We start from the raw sequence: 20,845 nt of genomic DNA on the forward strand, positions 1-20,845 counted from the left end.
CGTCGTCACGAGTTCGCGGTGACGGGCGTCGTCGAGCCGCCCGATCGCCGCTACCGCGGCTCCTCGGCGCTTCCCGACGGCGTCGAGAGGTCGGGCGCGCCGTGGAGTTCGTTGTGCTTGCGCTCGAGGAACGAGTACACAGCGCCGTGGGGAGCGCCGTCGAGGATCATCCCCGTCGCGCGCCGGACGGCCTCGACCTCCTCGGGCTGGCCGATGACGCCGAGGGTGGTGCCCTTGATGACGACGTCCGCGCCGGTGAGATCCTCCATCAGCTCCCGGGTGCGGCCGTTCTCGCCGATGAGCCGGCCCTTCTGGCGCTGGAGGTCGTTCTTGTTGCGCGTCTCGGCGGCCAGGTCCACGAGTTCGAACCGGCGCAGGTCGTGATCCAGAAGCGACAGCGCCGCCTCGGGGGTGAATCCCCGACCGATGGCGCGAACGACGTCGGGGGCGACCAGCGCGGTGACGGGGTCGCCGACGGCGTCGATGGCGACCGAGCCCGACTCGGAGTCGATGTCGAGTCGCACCTCGGCGCGGTTCTCGATCTCCCGCATCGTCTCACCGCCCTCGCCGATGAGCACGCCGATGCGGTCCTGCGGTACCTTCACGTGCTGCATACACCCGGATTCCCGCCGGACGCGGTTAAGGGTTCCCTCGGAGACACGCCGAGGCAGGCCCTCACACGGTGAGTTCGTCGGCGTCGCCGACGCGCCCGACGGCGTCCCGATCGCTCGTCGTCGCGGGCGCGGTCGGCACTTCGTTACTCGCGCTCGTCGCCGTCGCGGTCGGGATTCGGGTCCGTCGCGGGGTCGGGCTCGGCGGCCGGCTCCGGCTCGGCGGTCGTCACGTACTCGCGCACGTCGTCGCCGTCGAGGTCGAGCCCCTGTCGCGAGAAGAAGGAGGCGACGTTGCGGCAGTCGCGCTCGAGGAACTCCTCGGCGTTGGGGTGGTGAACCGTCGCCGCCTGTCCGAGATCGATGACGACCAGTTCGCCGTCGTGGATGATGAGGTTGTACTCAGAGAGGTCGCCGTGGACGAGCCCCGCCGAGTAGAGTCGGCGCATGTACTCGCGCACGACCTCGTAGGCGGTCTGCGGGTTCTCCACGTCGACCTCCGCGAGCCGGCGTGCGCGGTCGTCGGCGTGGCCCACCAGCTCCATCACGAGCACGTTGCGCTGGACGGCGATCGGTTCGGGAACGCGGACGCCGGCCTTCCGGGCGCGCCGGAGGTTCGAGAACTCCTTGCGCACCCACGCGAGGACGACCTTCTTCTTGTCCGAGCCGATGCCCTCGAAGCGCGGGTCGCCCTCGAGGTACTCGCGCATGTGGTGGAAGTTCGAGGCGTTGATCCGGTACACCTTCGCGGCCACCTCGCGCTCGTCGGCCCCGAGCGCCTCGTAGACGTTCGCCTCCTTGCCGGTGGAGACGGGGCCGCCGAAGGCGACGATGTGGCCGTCGCGGGTGAGCTTGTACAGCGCCGCCAGCGTGGCGTCGTCGAACACCGACGCCTCGACTTTGAACTGCTCGGTGTTCTTGATCCGCTTGCGGAACTCGTCGAACTCGTCGTCCTGTCGGCGTGCGATCTTGTCGGCCTCGGTCTGCGCGATCTCTTCGAGGTCGAGGTCTTCCCACTCGTCGCCGGGCGCGTCCGCCTCGTCGGACTCGACGAACCCGAACTCTCCGGTCATCTACGGCGAGGTACGCGCCGGGGCGTGAAAAGCACCGGCACCGCGATCGTCCGTCGACGCCGCGCCCGTCGCGCGGGTGATCTCGTCGCCGTCGCCGACACGCTAGGCGATGTGGCCCTCCTCGCGCAGTTGGTCGGCCTCCTGGCTCTCGTACCGGTGCTCGATGTCCGCCTTCTCGTCCTGCCAGTCCCACGGGCTCACGAGGACGATGTCGCCCTCGCGGATCCAGGTGCGCTTTTGCATCCGGCCGGGGATGCGCGCGGTTCGTTCGGTGCCGTCGTTGCACCGCACCTTCACCCGGTTCGCGCCGAGCATGTCCGTCACCTCGGCGAACACCTCGTCGTCGTCGGGCATTCTGAGGTTCGTTCGGCCCGTCGCGTCGCCGTCGCTCATAGTTCCGTGTTCTCGGTTCCGACAGTTAAACTCGGTGGGTGCGCGGTCGAACGGACGTGAGACCGCGACGACGCGAACGGGGAGTGGAACGACCCGTGAGTAGGTGCGAGGTGCGAGCGCAGCGAGCACCTCGAATCGAGCGGGGAGCGCGTCGCCGCGAGACGCTGCGCGGTCGAGCGTAGCGAGACCGCGGAAACGCGAACGGGAGCAGCGATCCCGACCGCGCGTCGACCCGCCGCCCTTTTCCCGGCCTGCGACCACGGGCGCGTATGCTCGACAAACTCGGAACCGCCGGCATCGCCGGCGCGGCGCTGCTGGTCGCGGGACTCGCGCTCGTCGCGTGGGCGGCCCCAGTCGTCGCCGCCGGCCTCGCGCTCGTGCTCGTCGGCACCGGACTCGTGGTGAAGGGACTCGCGACCGGCCTGATGCGACAGTTCGGGTTCGCGTAGCGCCGCTGGACCGTCCGAGTGGCGGTCACCGCGGGTTGGAATATCCAAAAAATTCTTTACGAACCACGAACAATACGCTAGTGCAACGCGAGGTGACACAGCCATGGCGCTTCCCAGTAACACGGCGAGCTCCTGGATGCAGAACCTCGACCTGCCCTCGCGCGTCTTCGGCGAGGGCGGCTTCGGCGGCACCGACTACGAACTGTACGAGGAGGACGACGAGTTCGTCCTCACGATCGACATGCCCGGCTTCGACCGGGAGGAGATCGATCTCGCGTGGGACGACGGCGTCCTCAACGTCGCGGCCGAACACGTCGACGAGAACCGCGGGCGTCGCAAGACGTACCACCGACGCTTCCGGTTCCCGCGGGAGGTCGACGAGGACGCCATCTCGGCGCGCTACGAGAACGGCGTGCTCGAGGTGACGCTCCCCGCCGTCGTCGACGCGGCGGCGACGGGGACGACGATCCCCATCGAGGGCTGACGACAGCGTAGTCGGCCGCCGCGACGGCGGCGTCGCGACGGACGGTCGCGTCCCTGTTTCTTCGACGTATCGCGTCGGTCCGGACGCTACGTCCCGCCGAGTTCGCGCAGCACCTCGCGTCCCGGCGCGATCAGTTCGTCCAGGTAGTCGGCGAGCGCCCCCTTCGCGTCCGCGGGGTGGAGTTCGCCTGACTCCAGGTCCGCCGCCAGCGACTCGTAGTCGTCGTAAGTGAGGTCCCCGCCGTACTCCTCGGGGCGCTCGACGACGACGGTGTCGAACCGCGGGAACACGGAGTACTCGAAGATCTCGAGCACCGGGTTCTCCCGCTCGTTGCCGTCGTCGTCCGGCTCGGGATCGCGCGTCGGCGGGCAGTACGCGCCGTTGATCTTCGCTTCGATGTCCTCGCTGGAGTCCTCCATCGAGATGGTCGTTCCCGACGAGGAGGACATCTTGCCGACGCCGGTGTCCAGGTCCGCGAGGATCGGCGTGTGGAGGCACGGGCGAGCCTCGTAGTCGTGGTCGCTCTCGCCGTCCATCGCGGGCACTTGCTCGCGGTGGAGCATGTGGACCTTGCGCTGGTCGAGGCCGCCGACGGCCAGGTCGAGGTCGAGATAGACGATGTCGAGCGCCTGCATCAGCGGGTACACGAGGTGGCTCACCTTCGCCGTGTCGCCGCCTTGGATCTCCGCCATCGCGCGCTGTGCGCGGTTGAGCGTCGTCGACACCTCCAGTTCGTGGGTGTCGAGGACGTACTCCTCGTCGAGTTGGAACTCCGAGCCGTAGACGAACTCCGTCGCGTCGGCGTCGAGCCCGTACGCGAGGAACTGGTCGCGCATGCGCTCTGCGGTCTCGCGGATCTCGGCGAACGTCCCCTTGTCGTTGAGGTAGGCGTGCACGTCCGCCAGCAGGACGACGACCTCGAAGCCCGCTTCCTGCAGGTCGATCAGCTTGGTCGCCGTCAGCATGTGCCCGATGTGGAGAACGCCCGACGGCTCGTAGCCGACGTACACTCGCTTGCCCTCGGGCTCTTCGGCCAGCGCGCGTACCTCCTCGTCGGTGACCACCTCGGTCGCGTTCCGGGTGATCAACTCGTAGGCGTCCATACCCGAGGGTGTCGGGTGCGCCGAGTATGTCTTTCGGATGTGTGTCACGGCTTTTCTCCCCGTGCCGAGCGTCCGGGCCGTTCGCGCTCGCGACCGCCCGCGTCGACCGCACAGGGCAGGGGGTCGCGCCGTCCGCGCCCGGCTACCCCTCGATCCGCTCCAGCACGGCCTCGGGGTCGTACGCCAACGAGATCGACCGCGACCGCCCGCGCCCCTCGACCTCGGCGTACTCCGTCTCGACGAGTCCGAGTTGGTCCAGCTTGTTGACGATCTCCGAGTAGCGCGTGTAGCCCAGGTCGGTCCGGTCGTGGAACGCCTCGTAGACGGAGCCGGCCTGCTCGCCGTCGTGTTCCGCGAGCACCTCGACGAGCGCCGTCTCGGAGTCGGACAGCCCCCGCAGGCTCCGCGAGAGGTGGACGAACTTCGACTGCTCGTAGGCGGTCTCGATGTCCTCGCGGTTGATGCTGCGGGAGGCGCGCATCTCGGCGTTCAGCCCCGCCCGACGCAGCAGGTCGATGCCGACGCGGAGGTCGCCCGACTCGGCGGTCAGCTCGGCGACGCGGTCGAGTTCGGGCGCGCCGAGCACGCCCTCGTGAAAGCCGCGCTTGGCCCGCTCGCGGAGGATGTCGACCACCTCGTCGACGTCGTACTTCGGGAAGTACACCTCCTCCGGGCGGAACACCGACTGCACCCGCGAGTCCAACTCCTCGATGACCGACAGCGACAGGTCCGAGGAGACGCAGATGACCCCGATCTTCGCGCCCGCGTGGGCCTCGTGGGCGCGCAACAGCGAGTACAGCGTGTCGGACGCCTCGTTCTCGTAGAACAGGTAGTTCACGTCGTCGAGCGCGACGACGAGCACCTCGTCGTCGTCGACGAGGCGGTCGGCGATCTGGCCGAACAGCTTCTTGAACGAGATGCCCGAGGAGGGCGGCTCGTAGTCGAAGATGCCCTCGAACACCCGCGAGAACACGGCGTATCGGGTGGAGTCGACCTGGCAGTTCACCCGGACCGTCCGCACGTCCGTCTGGGCGCGGAGTTCGCCGAACAGCTTCTGGACGGCCGTGGTCTTGCCGGTGCCGGGGGGGCCGCGGACGACGGTGTTGAGCGGGCGCGACCCGCGCGCGGCCGGTCGGAGCGCGTACTTCAGCGACTCCAACTGGCTCTCCCGGTGGCGAAACGTCTCGGGAACGTAGTCGATCTCGAAGACGTGTTCGTCCCGGAAGACGGACTCGTCCCACGAGAGCATCTCGTCATCCGGGTCCCCGGACATGATACCGGAGTCTCGCTCGCCCGGCCACTTAATCGTTCCCCGGTGGCGAGGCGGAAGTGAAACCGCCTTCGAGACCCGATGAGACGAGTACTCGTCCGGTATCGGATTTCAGTATCGCCTCGGTTGATACGGCCGGCTCGGCGGCAGCAAGCGGGGTCGTCGGGCCCGACGTGCGGGGTGAATCCGAGTTAATCCGGCGAACCTGTCGTCGGGGTTGAGGAGGGAGCCGGCCGTGCGTCGGATCGATGACGGGGCACACCGACGGGGCGAGCGACGAGGGGGGCGATCCGGACCGGTCGGGTGTGCTCGTCGTCGACGACGAGCCGGACGTGCGCGAGCTGTACGCCGCCCGGCTGGCCGACGGCTACGACGTTCGGACCGCCGCCGACGGGGCGGCCGCGCTCGACGCGCTCGACGACGCCGTCGACGTGGTGCTGCTCGACAGGCGAATGCCGGGGATCCACGGCGACGACGTGCTCGAACGGATCCGGGCGTCCGGGACCGACGCCCGCGTGGCGGTCGTCACCGGCGTCGCCGCCGACCTCGACCTGGTCGGGCTTCCGGTAGACGCGTACCTGGAGAAGCCCGTCGACGCGGGCGAACTCCGAGACATGGTCGACCGGCTGACCCGGGTGTCGCGCTACGACGAGCGCGTCCGACAGTACCTCGCGGTGACGCGCAAGCGGGCCGCGCTCGACGACGCCGGCGTCTCCGAGTCCGCGTCGGCCTACCGCGAACTCGTTCGCCGCCAGGAGACGCTCGATAGGGGCATCGACGACCTCCGCCGTCGGCTCGACCACGAGGACTACGCGCTGCTGTTTCGTGACCTCTCCTCGGACGACTCTCACGACGAGCCCGCGGACCTGTACGCGTAAGCGCTGCATCGGGTCCCGCCGCGCGTCCGTCTCGATTCAGAACTTCTCCAGCAGCCCCTCGTAGAACGCGCGGTCCCCCTCCCCGGAGTCGTTCGCGTTCCCACCGTCACCAGCGTTCCCGTCGCCGGCGTCCCCGTCGGCCTCTCTCGCGAGCTTTTCGACGATCAACTCCGGCGTCGACCGGGCGAGGTGATCCTTCTTCGGCGAGCGGTTCACCACGAGGTCGCCGTCCTTCAGTCCGACCGCCTCGATGCCGTCGACGGCGACGGGCACGTCCGCGGCCTCGCGGATCTGCCTGGCGAGGTGGGAGACGAACACGCCCGTCGCGCCCTGCTCGTCGAGCGCCTCCAGGATGCCGGCGATGATCTTCGCGGAGGCACCCGGCTCTGTGATCGACTCCAGTTCGTCGACGAGGACGAGCCGACCGGACGCCCCGTCGACGAGGTCGCCGAAGTCCCGCAGCGTCGCCTCGAACGCACCGGCGTCGAGCGTCCCCTGCGACTTCGCGTAGTAGTGAAGCTCCGAGACGCGCCCGACGCGCGCCGAGTCGGCGGGGACGGGCAGCCCCATGTGCGCGAGGGTGACGATCAACGCGACGAGATCCAGCGTCGAGGTCTTCCCGCCGGAGTTGACGCCCGACAGCAGGGTGACGCCCGACACCGCGTAGTCGACTGGGTCGACGTCCCCGAACGGCACGTCGAGCAGCGGCGACCGGCCCTCCTCGATCGCGAAGCCGGTGCCCTCGTCGTCGATCTCGGGGACGACGCAGTCGAAGTCGCGGGCGAAGCGCGCGACCGCCAGCTCCACGTCGAGCTCCAGCGCGTCGGCGATCAGCGCGTCGGCGGCCTCCCGGAGCGCGGCGAGGTCGGACGCGAGCTCGGACTTGAGCGACGCGGCGCGACGGTCGCGCGCGGTCTTCAGCTCGGTTCTGAGCCGGTTCAACGGCTCCTCGTTGTGCTCGGTCGGGAAGGAGGGATCGCCCGCGAACACGCGCTCGGCGAACTCCGCTTCCCCCTCCCGGAGGTCGAGCGCGTCGACGAAGTGCTCGCGCGCCCGGCGGATCGCTTCGTCGTGCTCGTCGGCCAACTCCCGCGAGAGGAGGCTGTCGACGCGCGCGCCCTGCTCGACCAGCGAGAGGAAGTCGGTGCCCTCGATGGTCACGTCGCGCTCGCGGATCGCGTCGCGGAGGTGGTCGTTGGCGACCGAGGCCGCCGTCGACGCCGCGGCGTCGAGGTCGTCGACGGCGTTCGAGAGCCGCGTCAGCTCCTCGTCGCCGCGGACGGTCCCGTCGTCGTCCAGCCGCGAGAGCGCGTCCCGCAGCGCCGCGGGGTCGAGCCCGGGATCGATCCCGGCGGCCTCGTGCACGTCCAGCGCCGCCAGCAGTTCCTCGCGGTTCGCCGCGAAGAAGGCCAGCAGGCGCTCGGGGACGACCGTCTCCAGGTGGTCCTCGGGCTCGGTGATCACGCGCACGTCGCCGTCGACGTCGACGCCGGCGAACTCCTCGTCGACGGCGACGACGGTCGCGTACGAGCGCGCCAGCTCCGCCAGGTCGCGCGCGTTCTCGACGACTTCGACCGACAGCTCGGGGAACGCGTCCGACACCGCCGCGTAGCGCTCGGCGTCGGCGGTCGCGAGCGCCCGGTCCCGGACCCGCACGTCGCGCGGCTCGGTCGGTCGTTCGACGCCCGACAGCGCCGACCGGACCGCCTCGCTGGGCTCGCGTTCGACGGCCTCGGCGGCCCACTCGCGGGCCTCCCGGATCCGCGACTCCGTCCGCGACGGGTACAGGGTTCGCAGGCGCTTCTCGGCGTAGTCGGTGACCGCTCGCTCCTGGAGGAGGCCGAGGGCGTCCTCGTACACCTCGCGGGCGCGGTCGGTCGCGAGCCAGCCGCCGGGGTCGTCGTGTCGCCTGCGGATGGCCCCGCGCGCGATGGCCGCGGCCCGACCCTCGGTGAGCCCGCGGGCCCGCGCCAGCGTCGCCACGTCCCCGCGCCGCAGCGCCGCCTCCGCTCCGTCCAGATCCGCGAGGGCGGCGGCGGTCTTCTCGCCGACGCCCGGGACCGACGTGAACTCCATTCGCCACCCGGTAGCGCGGCGGGGGTCAAAACCGTGCCGGGGGCGAGGCGGGAGCGCAGCGACCGCCTCGGAGACGCGAGCGAGGAACGGAGTGACTCGCGAGCAGGGCGTGGCCGAGCGAGCGGAGCGAGCGAGGCCACGGAAACGCGAACGGCGAGCGTGCGCGGTCGAACGGAGGTGAGACCGCGGCAGCGAACGGCGAACGGAGTGAGCCGTGAGCGACTCGCCCACGCCGGTGTCGGGGGGCTTTTGCGTCCACACCCCCTCGCTCCGGGCATGAACGACGACGTGGCGGCGAAGGCGGCGGACGCGCGCTCGGCGCTCGCGGAACGCGACGGCGTGCTCGTCGCCTTCTCCGGCGGCGTCGACTCGTCGGTGGTGGCGGCGCTCGCACGCGACGCCCTCGGCGACGACGCGGTCGCGTGCACCGCGAAAAGCGAGACGCTTCCGGCCGAGGAACTGGAGGACGCGACCCGCGTCGCCGACGACATCGGTATCGACCACGCGATCGTCGAGTTCTCCGAACTGGACGACCCGGACTTCGTCGCCAACGGCGACGACCGCTGTTACCACTGCCGGACGATGCGGCTCTCGCGGATGTACGAAGCCGCCGCGGACCGCGGCATCGGCACGGTCTGCGACGGAACGAACGCCTCCGACCCGGGAGAGGGGCACCGCCCGGGGCTCGAGGCCGTCGAGGAACTCGACGTGGTCTCCCCGCTCCTGCAGGCCGGCATCACGAAGGAGGAGGTCCGCCAGATCGCCGACCACTACGGCCTCGACGTTGCCGACAAGCCCTCGATGGCGTGTCTCTCCTCGCGCATCCCGACCGGGCTGGAGGTGACCGAGGAGCGTCTCACCCGAATCGAGAAGGCCGAGCGCCTGCTGCGCACGTGGGGCTTCTCCCAGTTCCGCGTCCGCGACCACGACGGCCTCGCGCGGATCGAGGTCGGACGCGACGAGCTTGAGGCGGCGCTGAACCCCGACTTCGTCGCCGCCGCCCGCGAGCACATACTCGATCTCGGCTTCGACCACGTCACCCTCGACCTCCAGGGGTACGAGACCGGCAGCGTCAGCCCGGCCGGCGAGCCGGGTTCCGCCGACGGCGACGAGCAGAGCGCGAACCGCGACGGCGAGCCGGTGGTCGAGGACGTGTTCGCGCGCGACTACCCGACATCGTAGGGTCGTCGTCGATCCGACCGCCGTCGCTCCCGTTCAGTAGTTCTCCTGCGTCGTCGCTTCCGAAAGGAACGACGTGACGTTCTCGCGGACCAACTCGACCGTCGCCGATCCGTCGGACGCGACTCCGCCGTCGTCGTGTCCGACTCGAATCTCGTTCACCGCGCAGTTCCCCTGATCCTGGTCCAGCACCGCCGCGACCACGTCGAGCCCCTTGATATCGCCGGTCACGGCGTAGAGCGGACCGCCGTGGGCGACGACCGCGACCGTCTCCCCCTCGCCGAGGTCGTCCCGGAGACCGGTGAACCCCTCGCGGACGCGCTCCCACATGTCGAGGAGGGACTCGCCGCTCTCGGGGACCGCCTCGGCGGCGGCGTAGCCGATCTCGGAGAGCGTGTACTCGGGGTACGCGCCGAACAGTTCGTCGTAGGTGAGCCCCTGCATCCGGCCGAAGTCGCGCTCGCGCCACCGGGCGTCGAACGTCGCCTCCGCCCCCGTCGCCCGCGAGACGCCCCGGGCGGTCTCGGCGGCGCGCTCGAGGTCAGAGGCGACGACTCGGTCGACGGCGTACTCGGCGTCGAGGAACCCCGCGAGCGCGTCGGCTTGCGCGCGACCGCGCCCGGTCAACTCCGTCGGTGCCCACCCCTGGACGCGACGGTCGCGGTTCCACGTGGTCTCGCCGTGGCGACACAGCAGGATCGTTCCCATTCGGTTGGAGGTGAGCGTGGAGACGGCAAAAGCGTGTCTCGGGGCCGCGGCGGGATCGGTTCGGGCTAGTTCCCGGTCCAGCGCAACAGCGCGAGGGTCCCCTCGAAGAGCACGATCATCGTCGCGCCGACGATGATCGGCGACATCCCGGTCGGGTCCGGAGAGACGATGAACGCCAGCCCGACGAACGCCGACCAGAACAGCAGCCGGCGGTCCTCCATCCACTCGCGGGTGACGATACCCATCATGATCGCGAGCTGGATGAACAGCGGGATCTGAAAGACGATCGCCATGTAGCCCATCAACAGGAGAATGAGGTTGAACGTCTCCCGGAGACTGAACGCCAGCACCGCGCTGTCCTCGGTGTAGCTGATGAAGTAGTTGAAGATCGCCGGCAGGACGATGAAGTGTGCGAACGCGACCCCGACCAGCCCCAACACGAGGCTCGTCGGGACGGCCGCCAGGTAGTAGCGCCGTTCGTGGGGGTAGAGCCCGGGGCGCATGAAGCGGTACGTCTGGTAGACGAACACCGGCAGGCCGACGAGCAGCCCCGCCAGCGACGCCACCTTCAGCTTCGTCAGGAGGAACTCCAGCGGGCCGTACACCCGCGGGGCGTTCTGCTCGAAGCCGACGTGCGTGTCCCACAGGAACGCGATGATCTCCTCGGCGCTGGGGATCGTCGGCGAGACCGTCCCGACGAGCAACACCGCGACCACGACGACGCCGGCGATCGCGAACACGACGCCGAGCCGCCGCATCATCTCCTCGATGTGCTCGGTCAGCGGCATCTCCTGGTCCGCGCTCGGCCCGTCCTCGCCGCCGCCGAGCGCGTCGACGCCCTTGTTCACCGCCGCCATCCCCTTCTCGGCGGCCGTCAGGTCCTCGTCGGGGGCGGCCGGCGCGTCGCCGCCCGCGCCGACGCCGTCCGGCTCGTCTCGACCCCGCTCCTCGTCGACCGACGGCGTCGGTACCGGCTGCTCCGGCTCCATTTCCGGCTCCCGCACGACCGCCTCGGCGTCCGGCGCGCCGTCGCCGTCGCTGTCAGGATCGCGGTCGCCGTCGGAGTCACCGCCGCCGGCGTTGTGATTCTCGGGCATGAACCCCCCGTCGATACCCTCCACGCCGTCGTAGTTGTCGGACCCTGCATCGTCGTCGCCATCGCCGTCGCCGTCGCCGTCGTCGCCGTCGTCGCCATCGCCGTCGCCGTCGCCGTCGTCGCCGTCGTCGCCATCGCCGTCGCCGTCGTCGCCATCGCCGTCGCCGTCGCCGTCGTCGCCATCACCGTCGCCGTCGCTGCCGCGGTCCTCGAACGGGCTCCGACGGTCGATCTCGGACTCCTCGTCGTCTGCGTCGCGTGGTTCGTCCGAATCGCCGTCGGCGGTCGCGGTCGACGGCTCGGCCGACGCGTCGGGGTCGGAACCGCCGTCGGTGGCGTCCTCGGGTGGGTCGGTGGACTCGGGACCGCCGGCGTCGTCGCCGTCGTCGTCCGCCGGGGAGTCCTCCGGCGGGTCCGAGTCCGCAGTCATGGTGAGGGTCTCACCTCCGGTCGGTTATAGGCCTTTTCGGATTGGCTCGCGAGCGCGGGCCGCACGCGCCGCCGGGGGCGACGCCCGTGTTGAAAAGGTTGATAACCGGCAAGCGGCACCCATCCGGTATGTCCAGCGCGCTCGACGAGGACACCCAACGGACGCTGGCGGCCGGTCGCGAGACCGCCGGCGCGATGTTGCGGTCCGCACAGAAGGACCTCCAGAAGGTGTTCATCGTCTTCCTCGTCGGGTTCATGGGAACGTTCTACGCCCTCCGGCTGTACGTCTGGGACTTCCTCAAGCGCGTGACCCGCGCGCGACTCAGCGAAACCGCCGGGCAGGAGGTGGAGATCATCGCGCAGACGCCGTTCGACGTGATCCTGTTGCAGGCGAAGATCGGACTGATCGTCGGGATCGCCGTCGGGATCCCGCCGCTGTTGTACTTCTCTCGTGACGCCCTCCGGGACCGGGGGATGTGGCCGCAGTCGCCCGTCCCGCGGTGGAAACTCGCGCTCATCGCCGTGGTCGCCGTCGGACTGTTCGCGGTCGGCGTCGCCTACGGCTACCTCGTGTTCTTCCCGTTCATGTTCGCGTTCCTCGCGAACAACGCCCTCTCGGCGGGCATCCAGCCCACCTACTCGATCGTCAAGTGGGCGCAGTTCATCGCGCTGCTCACCTTCTCGTTCGGCTTCGCCGCCCAGATGCCCCTCCTCATCACGGCGCTGTCGTACGCCGAGATCGTCCCCTACGAGACGTTCCGCGACAAGTGGCGGCACGCAGTCGTCGCGATCTTCGTGTTCGGGGCGGTCTTCTCCCCGCCCGACCCGTTCACCCAGGTCATGTGGGCAGCGCCGCTGCTGGTGCTGTACGGCGCGTCGCTGTACCTCGCGAAGGTCGTCGTCACGGCCAGACGGGGCAGCGAACGGATCGACGCCGCCGCGACCGCCCGCCTGCATTGGAACGCCCTCGCCGGCGTCGGCGTCGCCGCCGCGGCCGGGGTGTACCTGTTCTACGACCGCGGCGGCGCGGCCGCGGTCAACGACCTCGTCGCCTCGACGAACCTCACGAACTACCGATTCCTCACGGATCTCGCGACGCCGGCGCTGTCGGCGCTCGCCGTCGCCGTCGGCCTCGTCGCGGCGGTCGTGACGCTCGCGTACTACGTGTACGCCGAACTCGACGCCACGACCGACCTCGTCGGCGAGACGGGCGATCCCGACGCGATCGATCTGGTGGCGCTCGACGAGGCAGGCGTGCGCGCGGCCCCGCCGGAGGCGTTCGAAGGGATGAGCGAGCCCGAGGCGCTCTCGGCGGCACAGACCGCGATGGACGCCGACGAGCCCAGAAAGGCGAAGGCGATCCTCGACCGCTTCGACGAGGCCGCTGCCGCTGGCGACGCCGGGGAGGCGACCGGCACGGGCGACGCGGAGGGGGGTGCCGCCGCGGGCGACGCCGCCGGCGCGGGAGCCGGGGCCGCGGCCGCGGGACCCCCCCGCGACCTCCTGGCGGGCGACGGAGGCGTCGCGGCCGCGATCCGCCGCGGCGCGGGCCTCGTCGACTGGCGCGGGCGACTCGGCTCGCTGTGGAACGTCCTGCTGGGGATCGCGGGCGTCGTCGCCGCCGCGGGCTACGTGCTCGTCGAGCGCCCGGCCCTCGCCGACTCGGTGCTGACCGAGTACGGCACCAGCGCGTCGGCGATCCTCGCGTCGCTGGGCGTCGACGGCACGGTCGCGCTGGCGGCGTTCGTCGCCGCCGGCCTGTCGCTGTCGGCGGTGCTGGCGCTGGCGCTTGCGGTCTACGTCGCGTACCTCGCCGGCACCGACCCGACGGCGGTCGACCTGGAGGTGCTGACCGCCGAGGAGGTGCGACGCGCGCCCGACGCGACGTTCGCGGCCCTCTCGGAGCGCCGGGCGAACTACCTCGCGGACCGCGCCGCATCCGCCGACGACTCGGCGAAGGCGCGGGCGGTGTTGGACCGCTTCGACGAGGTACAGTCCGTCACGGAGGCCGCCGAGTCGGCGGGCGGTCCCGGCGTCGACCCCTCGGCCGTCCCCGGGGCGGCCGACGACGTGGGGGACCGCGCCTCCCGGGCGACGGGGACGTTCCTCGAGGGGCTGACCGACGGCGACGCCGACGAGGACGACATCGGCGGCTACTACGACGACCTCGCGTTCATCGCGGCGTCGCTGCGCTCGCGGGCGTTCATCCTGACGGGCGTGTTCGGGGTGACGCTCGCGAGCGTGTTCGCGTTCCTCTATCTCGGCGGGATCGGGACGGTCCGGGAGAACTTCGTCAACCGGATCCCCGAGGAGATCGTCGGTCCGAACGCCGAGAACTTCGGGGTGATCGTGCTCCACCCGGTCGAGGCGCTCATCTTCGAGGTGAAGATATCGACCATCGCCGGGGCGGTCGCGGTGTTGCCGTTCGCGGCGTACTTCGCGTGGCCCGCGCTCAGGAACCGCGGGTTCGTCAGGGGTCGCAGACAGGTCATCTTCGGGTGGATCGCGGCCCTGTTGGCGGGCTTTCTGGGCGGGCTGACGCTCGGCTACAACGTCATCGCGCCGGCGGTCATCTCGTGGCTCGTCAGCGACGCGCTCCAGGCGGGCATGGTGATCAGCTTCCGCATCAGCGACTTCGCGTGGCTCGTGTTCTTCACCACCCTGGGGATCGGCTTCCTCGCCGACATCCCGGTGCTGATGGTGCTGCTCAACACCGCCGGCGTCTCCTACCGGGCGATGCGCTCGCGCTGGCGCGAGGTCACGGTCGCGATCCTGCTCGCGGCGGCGCTGTTCACCCCCGCGGACGTGTTCACCATGTTCCTCGTGACGGTCCCGCTGATGGCCGCCTACGGCGTCGGTCTCGCGATCCTGTGGGTGGTGACGCTCGGCGGCCGCCGCGACCTCGCCGAGCCGACGCTCGACCTGGTGCGCGACTCGAAACCCGGGACGTGACGCCCGGAACGCGAGTCGGCCGGCGGCCCGGCGGGGCCGACCGCTCTCGTCGCCCGCGTCGCCACCGAAGTGAGAAGACTCAAACCTTCCTCAGATAATCTCTGAGTATGCCCAAAATAAGCGTGGAGATGCCCGGAGAGCTGTTGGCGGACCTCGACGAGCACGTCGGCGACGACGGGAAGTTCGTGAACCGAAGCGACGCGATCCGCGCGTCGGTGCGCAAGACGCTGGACGTGCTCGACGAGATCGACGCCCGACACGGCCGCCTGGAGACCGATGGCGCAGCCACGGCTGTCGCGGACGCCGCGAATTCGGATGCCGATGCCGAGGCCGATACCGAGGCCGACGACGAGGGCGAACGATGAGCGCCGGCGAGGGGGGAACGGACGGCGTCGCGGTCGCGGAGCCGCCCCGGCTGCGCGTGCCGCTCGCGGCGGTCGTGCTCACCGCGCTGTTCGTCGCGGCGCTGGTCACCGCGCAGGTCATCTCGGCGAAGCTGCTGGCGGTGTCGCTGCCCGTGCTCGGGGCCGTCACCGCGCCCGGCGGGACGCTGGCGTACGCGGTCACGTTCTTCGCCTCCGACTGCCTGTCGGAGCTGTACGGAAAGGAGTACGCCCGGAAGGTGGTCAACGTCGCGTTCGTGATGAACTTCGTCCTGCTGGCGCTGGTGTTCGCCACCATCGCCGTCCCCGCCGCCGAGGGGTCGGTCGACCCCGCCGCCTTCGAGACGGTGCTGGGCCTGTCGGGCAACGTCGTCATCGGCTCGCTCGCCGCCTACGTGCTCAGCCAGAACTGGGACGTGATCGCCTTCCACCGCATCCGGGAGCTCACTGACGGCGACGCGCTGTGGCTGCGCAACGTCGGCTCGACGGCGACGAGCCAGCTCATCGACACGGTCGTGTTCACCCTCGTCGCGTTCGCGGTCGCGCCCGCGGTGTTCGGCGTCGGGGTTGCGCTGCCGAGTTCGGTGCTCGCGTCGCTGATCGTCGGGCAGTACGTCCTCAAACTCCTCATCGCGCTGGTCGACACGCCGCTGGTGTACGCCGCCGTCGCGGTCGTGCGCCGCGACGAAGCCGACACCGCGGGCGTGAGCGTCTGAGGCGGAAAAACGGGGGTCAGTCGACGCGCTCGGCGAAGCCGAACCGCGGCTTCACGTCGTCGACGACGACCTCGACGGTCTCGCCGGTCTCCGCGCCGGGGACGAACAGCGTGTACCCCTCGACGCGGGCGACGCCGTCGCCCTCCTCGCCGGTGTCGGTCACCTCGACCGTCAGGCGTTCGCCCTCGCTCACGGGCGCGTCGGTGCGGCCGCGGGCGATGAGGTAGCGCTCGGAGGAGCGCTTCCGGCTGGCCTCGGGCGTGTACGCCCGGACGTACTGGAAGCGCTCGGCCACGTCGTCGCGGAAGTCGGACAGGTCGGGGCCGTCGAACACCTTCACGACGAAGTCGCCGCCCGGCTCGAGGAGTTCCAGCGCGGTGTCGAACGCCTGGCGCGCGAGGTGGATCGAGCGGGCGTGATCCAGCGAGTACTCGCCGCTCATGTTCGGTGCCATGTCCGAGAGCACCACGTCGACCGGGCGCTCGGGGTCGGTGTCGTCCGCGGGATCCGGGTCCGGGTCGACCCCGAGTGCCTTCCGGAGGTAGTAGCGCGTGCGCTCGTCGGTCATGTCGCCGCGGACCGTCTCGACGTGCGGTGCTTCGAGGTCGTCGATGGCTTGGAGATCGACGCCGACGACGGTGCCGGCCTCGGTCACCTCCTCGGCGGCGACCTGGAGCCAGCCGCCCGGTGCGGCCCCCAGGTCGACGACGGTGTCGCCGCGGTCGAACAGGCCGACCTCCGCGTCGATCTGCTTGAGCTTGTAGGCCGAGCGGGCGCGGTAGCCCTCCTGTTTCGCTCGGTTGTAGTACTTATCCCGGTCTGTCATACGTACCTCACCAAATTCCTTGACATGTTCCGCGCAGGAACTGCCGGCGAATTCGCGTTCATACGAGAAGAGACGACGTCAAAGCGGAAAGGGACATCGGATGGATACCCTGAGGACGACTCCTAATGTGTAGCCTGATGACCGGTATATATCTCCTCGCAGTAGCCAGTTGAGTCTTTATAGTGAATAGTGACCTTGGCTGTAACTGTAATCGGGACACGTCCCACCGACGATATTTTAGGAGTTAGTGATAATTACTCTGTATGATGGAAGATTCTCGATTGGCGTACGCATCAATAACTGACTTTGATTGTTACGTCTGTGGAACTCCGTTTGAAATACAGCGTTTGAAATTTGAGTCGGGAGATGATACTGATTTCATTTCGGATTATGATTGTCACAAATGCGAAGCAGAATATGTGGTAGAGGTGGATGTTGACGAAGATGGGGTTGAAGCATATGCCTCCAGAACAGATCCTGAAGTACCCGACACTGAACTAGAATTTGATATTTCTCGCAGTTCAACTAGAGAAGCACTGTATGAAACAGCACATCCCGCACGAGACCTCGTTCAGGCATTGACTGACTTGAATAAAGCCGCAAGTATTCTATTTAGTAATGAAGAACGAGTGATGGATGTACAACAAGAGCTTGAATCAATCGACAATCTTGCTGAAGAGAGTCTAGATTCCGACCCATATCTTGAGACCCACAATTATCTATCGTCATCATATACATTTGACCAAATACTAGAGACAATCAAACCAGATTTACCAACAGGTGGGCCGGTTGCTGAAGCGATGGAGACGTATAATGAACAGCGTAGAGTGATTAATGGTCTTAGAATATATGCCCAGCATCATCTCATACCTGAGATTGGGTTTACGCACTATTATAGCTCTGAAGCAGACGAACAACGCTTTGCCCTTACTATTGATCTGGAAGAAGTCTCGACTATTGACTCATTAGAAGACGGGTATGAAAACGGTGTTGAGCACCACTATGGACATATTGACGATGACCTAATAGATGTCCCATTATGGACACAGAGATATTCTGAGGCCGCGAATGAGCTAATTGAGACGATCTGGACACACGTAGAAGACACAAAAGGAGATGATCTGGAAGATTATCAGGAAAAGACAAGCAGGTGAGTTACGGAAACGTGATTGCGGTAGTTGTAAATTAGATAGAGGGTACATACACGCATTTATGTTAATTATTCTCAATTGACCACGAAATGGCTGCCCCCTGTCTATGGACATCGTGCTGGAGGCCGTCGAATTCGGCGATGCGACACACGCTCGCATCAATCCCGTACCAGTGCTCGATATCCCGGACGATCTTCTCGGCGATCTCTCCCGCCGTGTACCGCTCCGGTAGCGCCTCTACCGTCTCTGGGTCGTCGTCGCTATGCTTGTAGAACAGGCCGAGCAACCCACTCAGTCCGCTGAACTCCGACGCATAAAGTCGGCGTGCATCCGTTAGCAGCGTGTTCTGGTGGAATGGGCTGAACACGTGGCCGTACATAGCGGGCTCCGGATCGCCGTTCGCCCGCCAGTAGCGGATCAGTTTCGCTTCGATGGGCATCCCGTTCGGCAGAACAAGATCGCATTTCTCGCTGCTATCAGGATACGGCACCTCGCGGTTGATCTCTTCGTAGCGGTCGTCCATCTCGCGGAGATGGTTGAGCAGCAATTCCACCTGACGTTCCTCGTCTTCCGACCCGATCCCATCGCCGTACTGGCCAGTTGTGTTGCGGTCGACCGTCGGTACTGCGTCAGCGATGGCCCCAGTGAACACATCAAGCGACAGGGCGTCCTCCATATATTCACCAGAGGCGTGGCTGTGATAGAACTGCCGTCAGAGTCAAGCAGGACACTTCAAGACATTTGCGGGCTTTCAGTCTCTGGAAAGCGGAATTTCAAGTTTTTCGCCCTCGGTATGAGTTGGTGTGTGCAACGAACGCGACTATCGCGAGCAGCGGTGGCACAGAGAGAGAAACTCACCTCCGTACGAGAGCGTAGCGGAGGCGCGTCAGGAACTCGATGATCTTGGGGTGTCGCCCGCAACGATCAACGAACTCTTCGAGGCCGCACAGAATGCGGCCGTCTCGCTTGTTTCCGAGTACGGGGTGAGAGATGAAGTGGATGCCGAGGTAGTCGCAAGGTGGCTGATGATCTCGGCGTGCGAATCCAGCGTGCAGTTCATCGAGAACGACGTGTGGGAAGATCCTCAGGAGGGCGTAGAGAGGCTGGTTGCGGATATGGATCAGAGTGCGGTCACGCTGGTCGGCGGAACGGAGACTCGCAACCGAGATATGGCCGTCCTGTTCAACGCAATGCTGGGCGAGAATCACGCGCAAAGATAGTTGAGAGTAATGCACTCGTCAGTTCCATAGCGGGCATCCGCGCGACTCGGTCGTATGATATGCGGTTCTATCGCCGTCCGCTTTCTGATAGAAGAAATCCTTATCGGGCTTTAGAGAATCTATGCCGGCATTTATTATCGTGTGGACGCTGGGGCCGATATGCCCAGTGGGAGTGACCCCGGTCGCGTGGAGGAATACACCGATCGACAGGTGGAACGCGTTAGGCGCACCGTCCAAGAACCAAATCGCTCGGACATCCTGAAAACTGTCCGGAAGGGGCGGCGAGGGAACATCGCGAGCCCGAAACCGAACCAGCGCACCAAGCCGTCGTGGAGCAAGGCGACAATCCGCAACAACGCTCGGGATCTCCGCATTCTTGCAGGACAACTGCAGGGGCTGGACGAGGTGGAGTACGAGGGTACGACGTGGACGGGTCGCGAGGGACGCGACGATTATCCCGACCGTCTCCTCGATCTCACGCCCGAACAAGTGACCGAACTGATCACCGAGATGTCCATCGAACGCGACTGGGCAAGAAGCAACGAGCGAGATTACTGCCTGACCGTACGGAATCACTTTCTCGCGCACGACCGAGTCGAGACTGCCACGGAAATCGACTATCCGCAGGTCGGACTGGAAAACGCCGCCGTGGATATCGAGACAGTTCCCAGCCGCGAGGATCTGCTCACGCTCATCGACAGCGAAAGCATCCGCGACAAGGCGATGTACACCGTTCTCTGGGAGTCGGGCTGTCGCGTCACCGCCCTTGCCTCCCTGAAGATCAAGCACTGGAAGCCGAAGGGCGAGGGATACGGCGTCGTCCAAGTTCCCGGCGCCTACGTCACCGGTCTCAAGGGTGCCGAACACTCGGCGAAACCCATCACATTCGCACGCGGGTACTTGGACAACTGGCTATCGGAACACGAGCTGTCCGACGATCCCGAGGCTCCTCTCTTCCACGGGATCCGCCCGCAAGATGATCCCTCCGAGCACCTGCACCCACACAGCGTTCACCAGCAACTCAAGCGGATCGCTCGTCGAACCGAGGAGATCGATGCCGAACACATCAGCCCGCACACCTTCAAGCACGGTCGCGCGAGCGAGATGCGGGCCTCCGACAAGTACAGCAAGGAAGATATCGAGCAGATCCTCGACTGGGAGGAGGGCACTCCGATGCACGGGAGATACGAACACGTCACGGAGATCGACGAGGCCGAACGTATCTTGAGAAAGCACGGCTTCGCGCCGACGGACGACGGCGACAGCGTCGAACACCGGGAGTGTCCTCGCTGCGGCACCATCGTGGACATAGATGCAGAGTACTGCCCGAAATGCTCGCTTCGGCAGCGCAACGAGCCCCCGCGCTGGTGGCGCATCTACCGCAGCATCACCGACGAGGACGATCCGGTTCGGGAGAAATATCGCGAAGAGCTACCGCCAGCCGACGCTGCCGAACTGGTTCCCGACCTCTTCGACCACGTGAAACGCGTGTTCCTGAGCGGGATGATCGGGGGTGCAGTCCGAAGCAAGGTTGACGGAGAACTTGCCGAAGAGCAGAAAGATACGTACCATCGGTCTATCGAAGACCCCGATGACAGGCAGTGGGTCTACGACAATATCAGCGGAATTGATCAACAGCACGTCGAAGAACATCCTCATGCAACGGACATCCGGCGTATCGAACCGAGCGAACTCGAAGGCTGACACTCTGGTTTTCATACAGTTCGGATAGTGGCAGGCATTTTGCTTCCACTCTCAAACAAACTACATTTTTCAATGGGTTTTTATCCGATCGGAAGATCTCGGCCGGCAGCGATGCTCACAAAAATCGGTTTGGAGGTGTCCGGC

General features: G+C 67.1%; 20 protein-coding genes and 1 pseudogene. 11 read left to right on the plus strand and 10 right to left on the minus strand.

The genetic code is table 11. The features are described 5' to 3' along the window. Positions 1-50: 50 nt before the first annotated feature. From Hbl1158_RS00315 to eif1A, 3 genes are all read right to left on the minus strand, one after another. Positions 51-614 (minus strand): KH domain-containing protein, encoded by a 564-nt coding sequence (locus Hbl1158_RS00315; protein WP_234298098.1) that lies wholly within the window; start codon positions 612-614, stop codon positions 51-53. A 143-nt stretch (positions 615-757) separates the two neighbouring features. Continuing rightward, a complete protein-coding gene (rio1, locus tag Hbl1158_RS00320; protein WP_234298099.1) occupies positions 758-1,684 on the minus strand; it encodes a serine/threonine-protein kinase Rio1 in 927 nt (308 codons plus the stop codon). A gap of 102 nt (positions 1,685-1,786) precedes the next feature. After that, entirely contained in the window at positions 1,787-2,077 is a 291-nt protein-coding gene (gene eif1A, locus Hbl1158_RS00325; protein ID WP_234298100.1) for a translation initiation factor eIF-1A, read from the minus strand. 269 nt (positions 2,078-2,346) lie between these two features. Between eif1A and Hbl1158_RS00330 the strand changes: the two genes are divergently transcribed. Next, a complete protein-coding gene (locus Hbl1158_RS00330) occupies positions 2,347-2,526 on the plus strand; it encodes a hypothetical protein (protein WP_234298101.1) in 180 nt (59 codons plus the stop codon). Positions 2,527-2,629: 103 nt separating this feature from the next. Continuing rightward, the gene (locus Hbl1158_RS00335) at positions 2,630-3,010 is read left to right on the plus strand and encodes an Hsp20/alpha crystallin family protein (RefSeq protein WP_234298102.1); all 381 of its coding nucleotides are present in this window, start codon (positions 2,630-2,632) and stop codon (positions 3,008-3,010) included. A gap of 86 nt (positions 3,011-3,096) precedes the next feature. Here the strand turns inward: Hbl1158_RS00335 and Hbl1158_RS00340 are convergent, their stop codons facing one another. After that, positions 3,097-4,113 carry a tyrosine--tRNA ligase gene (locus Hbl1158_RS00340; protein WP_234298103.1) on the minus strand — a complete coding sequence of 339 codons (1,017 nt, stop codon included), beginning with the start codon at positions 4,111-4,113 and terminating at the stop codon, positions 3,097-3,099. Positions 4,114-4,255: 142 nt separating this feature from the next. Further along, a complete protein-coding gene (locus Hbl1158_RS00345) occupies positions 4,256-5,386 on the minus strand; it encodes an ORC1-type DNA replication protein (RefSeq protein ID WP_234298104.1) in 1,131 nt (376 codons plus the stop codon). 245 nt (positions 5,387-5,631) lie between these two features. Between Hbl1158_RS00345 and Hbl1158_RS00350 the strand changes: the two genes are divergently transcribed. Continuing rightward, complete coding sequence (locus Hbl1158_RS00350) at positions 5,632-6,261, plus strand: response regulator (RefSeq protein WP_234298105.1); 630 nt, start codon at positions 5,632-5,634, stop codon at positions 6,259-6,261. A 36-nt stretch (positions 6,262-6,297) separates the two neighbouring features. Here the strand turns inward: Hbl1158_RS00350 and Hbl1158_RS00355 are convergent, their stop codons facing one another. Continuing rightward, positions 6,298-8,337: an endonuclease MutS2 gene (locus Hbl1158_RS00355; RefSeq protein ID WP_234298106.1), complete on the minus strand. Its 2,040-nt coding sequence runs from the start codon at positions 8,335-8,337 to the stop codon at positions 6,298-6,300. 276 nt (positions 8,338-8,613) lie between these two features. On the opposite strand from Hbl1158_RS00355, the gene larE reads away from it, so the two are divergent. Then, on the plus strand, positions 8,614-9,519 hold the full coding sequence (gene larE / locus Hbl1158_RS00360; RefSeq protein WP_234298107.1) for an ATP-dependent sacrificial sulfur transferase LarE: 906 nt from the start codon (positions 8,614-8,616) through the stop codon (positions 9,517-9,519). A 33-nt stretch (positions 9,520-9,552) separates the two neighbouring features. On the opposite strand, the gene Hbl1158_RS00365 is transcribed toward larE, so the two are convergent. Then, a complete protein-coding gene (locus Hbl1158_RS00365; RefSeq protein WP_234298108.1) occupies positions 9,553-10,224 on the minus strand; it encodes a histidine phosphatase family protein in 672 nt (223 codons plus the stop codon). Positions 10,225-10,289: 65 nt separating this feature from the next. Then, the gene (locus Hbl1158_RS00370; RefSeq protein WP_234298109.1) at positions 10,290-11,750 is read right to left on the minus strand and encodes a twin-arginine translocase subunit TatC; all 1,461 of its coding nucleotides are present in this window, start codon (positions 11,748-11,750) and stop codon (positions 10,290-10,292) included. Between the two features lie 128 nt (positions 11,751-11,878). Here Hbl1158_RS00370 and Hbl1158_RS00375 point away from each other — a divergent pair. From Hbl1158_RS00375 to Hbl1158_RS00390, 4 genes and pseudogenes are all read left to right on the plus strand, one after another. Beyond that, positions 11,879-13,150 (plus strand): annotated as a pseudogene (locus Hbl1158_RS00375) (twin-arginine translocase subunit TatC); the annotation flags it as partial. A gap of 669 nt (positions 13,151-13,819) precedes the next feature. After that, a complete protein-coding gene (locus tag Hbl1158_RS00380) occupies positions 13,820-14,701 on the plus strand; it encodes a twin-arginine translocase subunit TatC (RefSeq protein ID WP_255764216.1) in 882 nt (293 codons plus the stop codon). A gap of 107 nt (positions 14,702-14,808) precedes the next feature. Next, positions 14,809-15,066 (plus strand): type II toxin-antitoxin system ParD family antitoxin, encoded by a 258-nt coding sequence (locus tag Hbl1158_RS00385; protein ID WP_234298110.1) that lies wholly within the window; start codon positions 14,809-14,811, stop codon positions 15,064-15,066. Then, positions 15,063-15,800 (plus strand): queuosine precursor transporter, encoded by a 738-nt coding sequence (locus Hbl1158_RS00390; RefSeq protein ID WP_234298111.1) that lies wholly within the window; start codon positions 15,063-15,065, stop codon positions 15,798-15,800. Before Hbl1158_RS00385 ends, Hbl1158_RS00390 begins: the two co-directional genes overlap by 4 nt. Positions 15,801-15,816: 16 nt before the next feature. On the opposite strand, the gene Hbl1158_RS00395 is transcribed toward Hbl1158_RS00390, so the two are convergent. Further along, positions 15,817-16,626 (minus strand): 23S rRNA (uridine(2552)-2'-O)-methyltransferase, encoded by an 810-nt coding sequence (locus Hbl1158_RS00395; RefSeq protein ID WP_234298112.1) that lies wholly within the window; start codon positions 16,624-16,626, stop codon positions 15,817-15,819. A 263-nt stretch (positions 16,627-16,889) separates the two neighbouring features. On the opposite strand from Hbl1158_RS00395, the gene Hbl1158_RS00400 reads away from it, so the two are divergent. Then, on the plus strand, positions 16,890-17,780 hold the full coding sequence (locus tag Hbl1158_RS00400; RefSeq protein ID WP_234298113.1) for a hypothetical protein: 891 nt from the start codon (positions 16,890-16,892) through the stop codon (positions 17,778-17,780). Positions 17,781-17,841: 61 nt separating this feature from the next. Here the strand turns inward: Hbl1158_RS00400 and Hbl1158_RS00405 are convergent, their stop codons facing one another. Then, complete coding sequence (locus Hbl1158_RS00405) at positions 17,842-18,453, minus strand: hypothetical protein (protein ID WP_234298114.1); 612 nt, start codon at positions 18,451-18,453, stop codon at positions 17,842-17,844. A 127-nt stretch (positions 18,454-18,580) separates the two neighbouring features. Here Hbl1158_RS00405 and Hbl1158_RS00410 point away from each other — a divergent pair, with 127 nt between their 5' ends. Then, complete coding sequence (locus Hbl1158_RS00410) at positions 18,581-18,997, plus strand: hypothetical protein (RefSeq protein ID WP_234298115.1); 417 nt, start codon at positions 18,581-18,583, stop codon at positions 18,995-18,997. 186 nt (positions 18,998-19,183) lie between these two features. Next, the gene (locus Hbl1158_RS00415) at positions 19,184-20,701 is read left to right on the plus strand and encodes a site-specific integrase (protein WP_234298116.1); all 1,518 of its coding nucleotides are present in this window, start codon (positions 19,184-19,186) and stop codon (positions 20,699-20,701) included. The last annotated feature ends 144 nt before the right edge of the window (positions 20,702-20,845 follow it).

It is taken from the genome of Halobaculum sp. CBA1158 (assembly GCF_021431925.1).
In the GTDB taxonomy this organism is placed as follows: domain Archaea; phylum Halobacteriota; class Halobacteria; order Halobacteriales; family Haloferacaceae; genus Halobaculum.

Bases quoted from the DNA above. Each gene is read 5' to 3' on its own strand.
- Hbl1158_RS00315 (WP_234298098.1), bottom strand. From the start codon at position 614: ATGCAGCACGTGAAGGTACCGCAGGACCGCATCGGCGTGCTCATCGGC.
- rio1 (WP_234298099.1), bottom strand. From the start codon at position 1,684: ATGACCGGAGAGTTCGGGTTCGTCGAGTCCGACGAGGCGGACGCGCCC.
- eif1A (WP_234298100.1), bottom strand. From the start codon at position 2,077: ATGAGCGACGGCGACGCGACGGGCCGAACGAACCTCAGAATGCCCGAC.
- Hbl1158_RS00330 (WP_234298101.1), top strand. From the start codon at position 2,347: ATGCTCGACAAACTCGGAACCGCCGGCATCGCCGGCGCGGCGCTGCTG.
- Hbl1158_RS00335 (WP_234298102.1), top strand. From the start codon at position 2,630: ATGGCGCTTCCCAGTAACACGGCGAGCTCCTGGATGCAGAACCTCGAC.
- Hbl1158_RS00340 (WP_234298103.1), bottom strand. From the start codon at position 4,113: ATGGACGCCTACGAGTTGATCACCCGGAACGCGACCGAGGTGGTCACC.
- Hbl1158_RS00345 (WP_234298104.1), bottom strand. From the start codon at position 5,386: ATGTCCGGGGACCCGGATGACGAGATGCTCTCGTGGGACGAGTCCGTC.
- Hbl1158_RS00350 (WP_234298105.1), top strand. From the start codon at position 5,632: ATGACGGGGCACACCGACGGGGCGAGCGACGAGGGGGGCGATCCGGAC.
- Hbl1158_RS00355 (WP_234298106.1), bottom strand. From the start codon at position 8,337: ATGGAGTTCACGTCGGTCCCGGGCGTCGGCGAGAAGACCGCCGCCGCC.
- larE (WP_234298107.1), top strand. From the start codon at position 8,614: ATGAACGACGACGTGGCGGCGAAGGCGGCGGACGCGCGCTCGGCGCTC.
- Hbl1158_RS00365 (WP_234298108.1), bottom strand. From the start codon at position 10,224: ATGGGAACGATCCTGCTGTGTCGCCACGGCGAGACCACGTGGAACCGC.
- Hbl1158_RS00370 (WP_234298109.1), bottom strand. From the start codon at position 11,750: ATGACTGCGGACTCGGACCCGCCGGAGGACTCCCCGGCGGACGACGAC.
- Hbl1158_RS00385 (WP_234298110.1), top strand. From the start codon at position 14,809: ATGCCCAAAATAAGCGTGGAGATGCCCGGAGAGCTGTTGGCGGACCTC.
- Hbl1158_RS00390 (WP_234298111.1), top strand. From the start codon at position 15,063: ATGAGCGCCGGCGAGGGGGGAACGGACGGCGTCGCGGTCGCGGAGCCG.
- Hbl1158_RS00395 (WP_234298112.1), bottom strand. From the start codon at position 16,626: ATGACAGACCGGGATAAGTACTACAACCGAGCGAAACAGGAGGGCTAC.
- Hbl1158_RS00400 (WP_234298113.1), top strand. From the start codon at position 16,890: ATGATGGAAGATTCTCGATTGGCGTACGCATCAATAACTGACTTTGAT.
- Hbl1158_RS00405 (WP_234298114.1), bottom strand. From the start codon at position 18,453: ATGGAGGACGCCCTGTCGCTTGATGTGTTCACTGGGGCCATCGCTGAC.